Below are 5,683 nucleotides of genomic sequence, written 5' to 3'. Positions count from 1 at the left end.
CGCGCTTGTCTTATGACTTTCTCTGCCGAATGGGCGAGAACGGATCGCCGGGAGCGGGTGGCCACCCGCTCCCGGCGGCGAGGGTCGGATCGTGAACGCGCTGACCGTTTGACGGGTCGAGTTAGAGTCGGATCGCCCTCGTCTTTCCCTTGAGGCCTGGACGGATACCCGCAGTCAGGCTGCGGACGACAAGCACAGGACAAGCGAAAGATGACCAGCGATACCATCGGAGTCGATATTTCGAAAGACCATCTCGATGCCCACCGTCTCAGTGACGGCACGAACCGGCGCTTTACCAATGACAAAACCGGCCACAGGGCGTTCCTGAACTGGGCCGGGCAGCCCGGTTCGCGTATCGTCTATGAGCCGACAGGCCCCTATCATCGATCCTTCGAGCGCAAGCTGGCCCAAGCGGCCCATGCGCTGGTCAAGGTCAATCCACGCCAGGCCCGCCGCTTTGCAGAAGCCACCGGAAAACACGCCAAGACCGACCCGCTGGATGCCGCCTTGCTGGCACGCATGGGGGCACTGTTGGAGCTCGAGGCGCGCCCGCCACGCAGCCATCTTCTCAATGATCTCAAAGACCTCCACATGGCCCGCGAAGCTCTCGTGAAGAACCGGACAGCCGCCAGGAACAGGGCAAAGAACCTGACCCTGCCCATCCTCAAGCGTCAGAACGCCGAGCAACTCAAGCAGATCGAGCGACAGGTCAGCGCCATCGAAAAGGAGATCATGACCCTCATCAAGGCTGATCCCGACCTCGCACGCCGCTACGATATCATCGTCTCGATCCCGGGCCTCGCCACGATCACCGCCTTCGCGATGATCATCGACATGCCAGAACTCGGCACGCTCGAAAACGGCCAGGCCGCCTCGCTTGCGGGGTTGGCTCCGGCTACTCGCCAGTCAGGTACGTGGACCGGGCGTGCCTTCATCCGCGGTGGTCGCGCAAGTCTACGGCAAGCCCTCTACATGCCGGCACTTGTTGCAATCCGCTTCAACCCGCAGCTCAAGGCGAAATACGATCACTTCATAGCCGCAGGGAAACCCGCAAAGAAGGCCATAACCGCCATCATGCGAAAACTCATCATCCTCGCAAACGCACTCATCAGGGATGATCGAAAATGGGCGCCAGCCCTACCTTGACCAACACGGATACTCTGGCGGCTCAATGGTCGGTCCGTTCGCTCCCTGCGGAAGCTTCGCCGCCGCGCTCACGGCGCCGAGGCGTGGCCTGCATGATGTGGGTCGATAATCCTTCGTCATGGTGGATATGCACCACCAGCTCCTTGCGGTCTCCCGGCACACCAACCCTCGCACGCTCTTGGGTCGTGAGTAGCGAGGCAAGTCGAAAAGCCTCGTATGATGAAGCCGCAGAACTTTCTGAAAAGTCGGGAGTTGTCATGGCGCGAAATACGGGAGCCGCAGAAACGTGCGGGCCTCCGGGCGCTTCGATCAGCAAAGCCGGGCCCTCCTTCGGCAGGGTCCGGATTTATCTTGAAGTCGCACCGGGCGCGACGGGGTCAGGGGATGGCATGCCGAACATGATGGGCCTGTGCATCACCACCTGAGTGCCGCGCCTGGTGCCGACCGCTCCGGGGCAGGCATCCGCCGACGCTCACGCATGAGCCGCGTCCTGCATTGCAGCACATCAAACTGACAGGATTCTCATGAACCGGAACAATCACGACGAAACGCATGATCGCGATCGTGCGGCGGATGATCAGGCTGAGAAAGAACAAGCCGGGAATGGTACCCAAGGCGATCGTTCCGCGACACGCCATTCCGGAGATGATGATGGCGGTCATGATCATTCCGGTCACGAGCAGATGTTCCAGCGCAGGTTCTGGATCAGTCTCGTCCTGTCGATTCCCGTTCTTCTGACCAGCGAGATGCTGCAGGGTTGGCTCGGCTTCAGCCTGCCGCCATTCCCGGGTGACGGCTGGGTCGGCCCGATCTTCTCGACCATCGTCTTCGTCGTCGGCGGGTTGCCGTTCCTGCAGATGGCCTGGTCGGAATTGCGCGCGCGCAAACCCGGCATGATGGCGCTGATCTCGCTCGCGATCACGGTTGCGTTCGTTTTCAGCATGGCGACCGTGTTCGTGCTCGAGGGCGAGGCCTTTTTCTGGGAACTGGTGACGCTGATCGACGTCATGCTGCTCGGGCACTGGATCGAGATGCGCAGTGTGCGCCAGGCATCGGGCGCGCTCGACAAGCTGGCACAGCTTCTCCCCGACAAGGCGGAGCGTCTGGGTGAAGATGGCAAGACCGAGGAGGTCCCCGTCTCCGAACTGAGCGAAGGCGATCTGATACTCGTGCGTCCCGGCGCGAGCATTCCTGTCGATGGCTCCGTCAGCGAGGGGGAATCCGAGGTCGACGAGGCCATGATCACGGGCGAATCCCGGCCTGTTCCCAAGAAATCCGGCGATGACGTCGTGGGTGGAACCGTCAATGGGGACGGCAGCCTGCGGATCGAAGTGGGTGCCGTCGGCGACGAGACGACGCTCGCGGGCATCATGAAGCTCGTGGAAGAAGCGCAAGAGGCCAGGTCCCGCGGCCAGATGCTGGCCGATCGCGCCGCCGCAGCCTTGTTCTATGTCGCGATCGGCGTCGCGGTGCTGACGGCGATCGCCTGGTGGTTCGTGCTCGGCTGGGATATCTCGATCCTGCGGCGGGTGGCCACCGTCCTCGTCATCGCCTGTCCGCATGCGCTGGGGCTGGCCGTGCCGCTCGTTCTCGCCAATACCACTTCGATCGGCGCGAAGGCCGGAATCCTCGTGCATGACCGCATGGCGCTGGAGGAAGCGCGGACGCTCGACACCATCGTCTTCGACAAGACCGGCACGCTGACCGAAGGTGAGCATTCCCTGGTCGCCATCGAATCCGCCGAGGATCTGGATCGGAACCGGGCCGTCGCGCTCGCGGCAGCCGTGGAGGGCGATTCCGAGCACATGATCGCCCGCGCCTTGCGCCGCGCCGCCGAGGAGGGAGAACTCGACGTGCCACGCGCCTCGGGCTTTGAAGCGAGCAAGGGGCGTGGCGTGCGCGCGGAAATCGATGGCGCCCAATGGCGCGTCGGGGGGCCCAACATGCTGGACGGTCTCGATCTGGAGCCGGGCGAGACGCTGCACGGCTTCGCGCAGGAGCAGGGCGAGCAGGGCCATACGGTCGTCTATCTGGTCAGGGATGAGGCCGTCCTCGCCGCTTTCGCCATGGCCGATCGCCCTCGCGAGGACAGCCGGGAAACCGTGAAGCAGTTGCGCGAGGAAGGCATCAGCGTCGTGATGATGACCGGCGACAGCGAAGACGTGGCGCGTGCAGTCGCGCAGGATCTCGGCATCGAGGAATGGTTTGCCGGCGTGCTGCCCGAAAACAAGGATGACCGCATTCGCGCGCTTCAGGACCAGGGCCGCAAGGTTGCGATGGTCGGGGACGGCATCAACGACGCCCCCGCCCTGAGCCGTGCCCATGTCGGCATCGCGATCGGCAGCGGAACGGATGTCGCGGTGCAATCGGCCGGGATCATTCTCGTCAGGAGCCGGCCCTTCGACGTCGTGCGGATCCTGCGCCTGAGCCGGCTCAACCGCCGCAAGATGGTGCAGAATCTGTGGCTGGCGGCCGGGTACAACATTCTCGCGCTCCCCGCCGCCGCCGGCGTCCTGGCGCCCTGGGGTATCGTCCTGTCGCCGGCCGTCGGGGCCTTGTTCATGAGCGCCAGCACAGTCGTCGTCGCCATCAACGCCCAGCTCATGCGCCGCACGAAGATCTGACGCGGCAGCGGGACAGACCGGCGCGGATCAGTGCCGCCTCACCGCCTCAATCGCAGTTGTTATGGCGACGCCACATCCGCGGATCATGGCCTTCCGGAACCTGCGCACACGGATCCGAGCCATATCCACGCAGGCGATTATAGGTGGCGATCTGATCTTCGGTCAGAAGCGGCGGTGTCGACAGATGGCGCGACAGATGCACGAAACGCAGTTCGGCACGAACCGCTTCGGCCTTCCCGATCAACGCATGCAACGTATCGTCATCAAGGTCACCATGGCGAAACGCATGCTCGATCCCCATCTCCACGTCGATCAGTTGCTCACCGAGGCGCCGCGCTTCGGCCTGCATCTCCTCGAAGATCGCCTCGATTGCCGTCACCTGTTCTCCCGAGAGGCCGATTTCGTCGCGCAGCGCGAGCAGATGAGCCGGCCCCGGGACCCCGTTGAGTTCCGCAGAGAGCGCCAGCCCCCAGCCTCCACCGCGTCGCAATTCCTCGATATCGGTTTCCGACAGGCTCTTGATCTCCCGCGTTTCCATTCCGGCATATGGGGAATGCCCCCCGTCCTGGGCCGATGCAGCAAACGGAATGGCCAGGGCGCCGAGCAAAATCGCAACGCGAAGCATGGTGTACCTCCAGATCGATATGGCGGCGTTCTATCCCTTGTGCGCTTTCACGCGTATGATCAGGATCATGTCACGCATTCTCGACCAGGTTTTCTCCGAAGCCCGGACGCGGGCGCTTCCAGCCGGCCAGAGGCTTTTCCATACCGGTGATCCGGTGCAATCAGTCTTCCTGGTACGTGCGGGCCGGATTGTTCTCGTTCGTCGAAATCGTGAGAACGGCGCACCGCTCTTCCTTCATATTGCCGGCCCGGGCATGATTCTGGCGGAGGGGTCGGTCTGGTCGCCGGCCTATCATTGTGATGCGCAGGCGCTCGATGATGCCGAAGTCGCGGTCATCTCCCGACGATGGTTCCGGACCGAAATGACACGCAATTCCGAGCTGGCAAACGCGTTTGCCATGGACCTCGCGCGCGCCCTCCAGGGGGCACGGTTGAAAGCGGAGATCCGGTCTCTTCCGCGCCTGGCGGATCGCCTCGACGCCTGGTTGGCGGAGGGTAACGCCTTTCCCGAGCGTGGCCGCCGGCAGGAGCTGGCGGCAGAACTCGGGGTTACCCGCGAAGCGCTTTACCGGGAGATGGCGCGCAGGCGCAAGAAGCCGGCAGGCCGATCCTGACCGAACCCGGCCCCGACCGATGAGGAAAGCAAGCACCCCGATCAGGGTTTGTTTCCGAAATTATAACGATATCTCAATGGCATGATTGTCCACATCGGTCTGTGGACCAGCTTGCCGTCTCTTGCGCTTGTCATGCATTGCGGTCAACACGCCTTCCCGGGCAATATGCCCTGGCGGTCACCCGAAGGCGCGACGATGGTGTTGCGCGATCATTTCGACGATCAGACGCGCCTGCCCGCGAGGGCTTCGGCATTGGTGCGCATAATGGCGATGCCGCCTGTATTCTCCGGATGATCCGCTATGATGGGCCATGCCGGCCTCTGCGTTTGCGTGAGCCATGATCGACCTTGATGCAGGTCATCGCGTCAGATCTGCGTGGCATGATAATGATCAAATGGGTGATCGGAGATCATGTCTTTCATGAAACTTGTCCTCGCAATCCTGCTCATGCTCGCCGCTGCGGTACTTGGTCTCCTTCTCCTGAAGCTTCTGGACCGGAATGCCGACCGTACCGCCTGGCAACGGCTCGCGGCGCTCCAGCCGAGCGCGCCGGTTGCATTTCATGACGGCATGATCGATGGTCTGCCCGAGCCCGCGCAACGGTATTTCCGGTTCATGATCCGTTCGGGCACCCCGATCCTGCCGGTGGCCGAGATCGCCATGCGCGGGCAGTTC

At 63.0% G+C, this 5,683-nt stretch carries 6 protein-coding genes; 4 read left to right on the top strand and 2 right to left on the bottom strand.

Features of this window, described 5'->3' with window-relative positions:
- Nucleotides 1-210 precede the first annotated feature (210 nt).
- On the top strand, nt 211-1,146 hold the full coding sequence (locus tag VKP01_RS07975) for an IS110 family transposase (RefSeq protein ID WP_324411622.1): 936 nt from the start codon (nt 211-213) through the stop codon (nt 1,144-1,146).
- A gap of 377 nt (nt 1,147-1,523) precedes the next feature.
- On the opposite strand, the gene VKP01_RS07970 is transcribed toward VKP01_RS07975, so the two are convergent.
- Entirely contained in the window at nt 1,524-1,808 is a 285-nt protein-coding gene (locus VKP01_RS07970) for a hypothetical protein (protein WP_324411621.1), read from the bottom strand.
- Between the two features lie 21 nt (nt 1,809-1,829).
- Between VKP01_RS07970 and VKP01_RS07965 the strand changes: the two genes are divergently transcribed.
- Complete coding sequence (locus VKP01_RS07965; RefSeq protein WP_324411620.1) at nt 1,830-3,770, top strand: copper-translocating P-type ATPase; 1,941 nt, start codon at nt 1,830-1,832, stop codon at nt 3,768-3,770.
- 46 nt (nt 3,771-3,816) lie between these two features.
- Here VKP01_RS07965 and VKP01_RS07960 read toward each other — a convergent pair whose 3' ends face one another.
- The gene (locus VKP01_RS07960) at nt 3,817-4,395 is read right to left on the bottom strand and encodes a hypothetical protein (RefSeq protein ID WP_324411619.1); all 579 of its coding nucleotides are present in this window, start codon (nt 4,393-4,395) and stop codon (nt 3,817-3,819) included.
- A 67-nt stretch (nt 4,396-4,462) separates the two neighbouring features.
- Here VKP01_RS07960 and VKP01_RS07955 point away from each other — a divergent pair, with 67 nt between their 5' ends.
- Together VKP01_RS07955 and VKP01_RS07950 are read left to right on the top strand one after the other, a co-directional pair.
- Entirely contained in the window at nt 4,463-5,008 is a 546-nt protein-coding gene (locus VKP01_RS07955; RefSeq protein ID WP_324411618.1) for a Crp/Fnr family transcriptional regulator, read from the top strand.
- Nucleotides 5,009-5,428: 420 nt separating this feature from the next.
- The coding region (locus VKP01_RS07950; protein ID WP_324411617.1) for a DUF6544 family protein at nt 5,429-5,683 on the top strand (255 nt) is incomplete at its 3' end.

The organism is Saliniramus sp. (assembly GCF_035311605.1).
GTDB lineage: Bacteria > Pseudomonadota > Alphaproteobacteria > Rhizobiales > Beijerinckiaceae > Saliniramus.
The sequence above is the reverse complement of the archived record's forward strand: the minus strand, read 5'-3'. Positions and strand labels throughout refer to the sequence as shown.

Bases quoted from the DNA above. Each gene is read 5' to 3' on its own strand.
- VKP01_RS07975 (WP_324411622.1), top strand. From the start codon at position 211: ATGACCAGCGATACCATCGGAGTCGATATTTCGAAAGACCATCTCGAT.
- VKP01_RS07955 (WP_324411618.1), top strand. From the start codon at position 4,463: ATGTCACGCATTCTCGACCAGGTTTTCTCCGAAGCCCGGACGCGGGCG.
- VKP01_RS07960 (WP_324411619.1), bottom strand. From the start codon at position 4,395: ATGCTTCGCGTTGCGATTTTGCTCGGCGCCCTGGCCATTCCGTTTGCT.
- VKP01_RS07970 (WP_324411621.1), bottom strand. From the start codon at position 1,808: ATGACCGCCATCATCATCTCCGGAATGGCGTGTCGCGGAACGATCGCC.
- VKP01_RS07965 (WP_324411620.1), top strand. From the start codon at position 1,830: ATGTTCCAGCGCAGGTTCTGGATCAGTCTCGTCCTGTCGATTCCCGTT.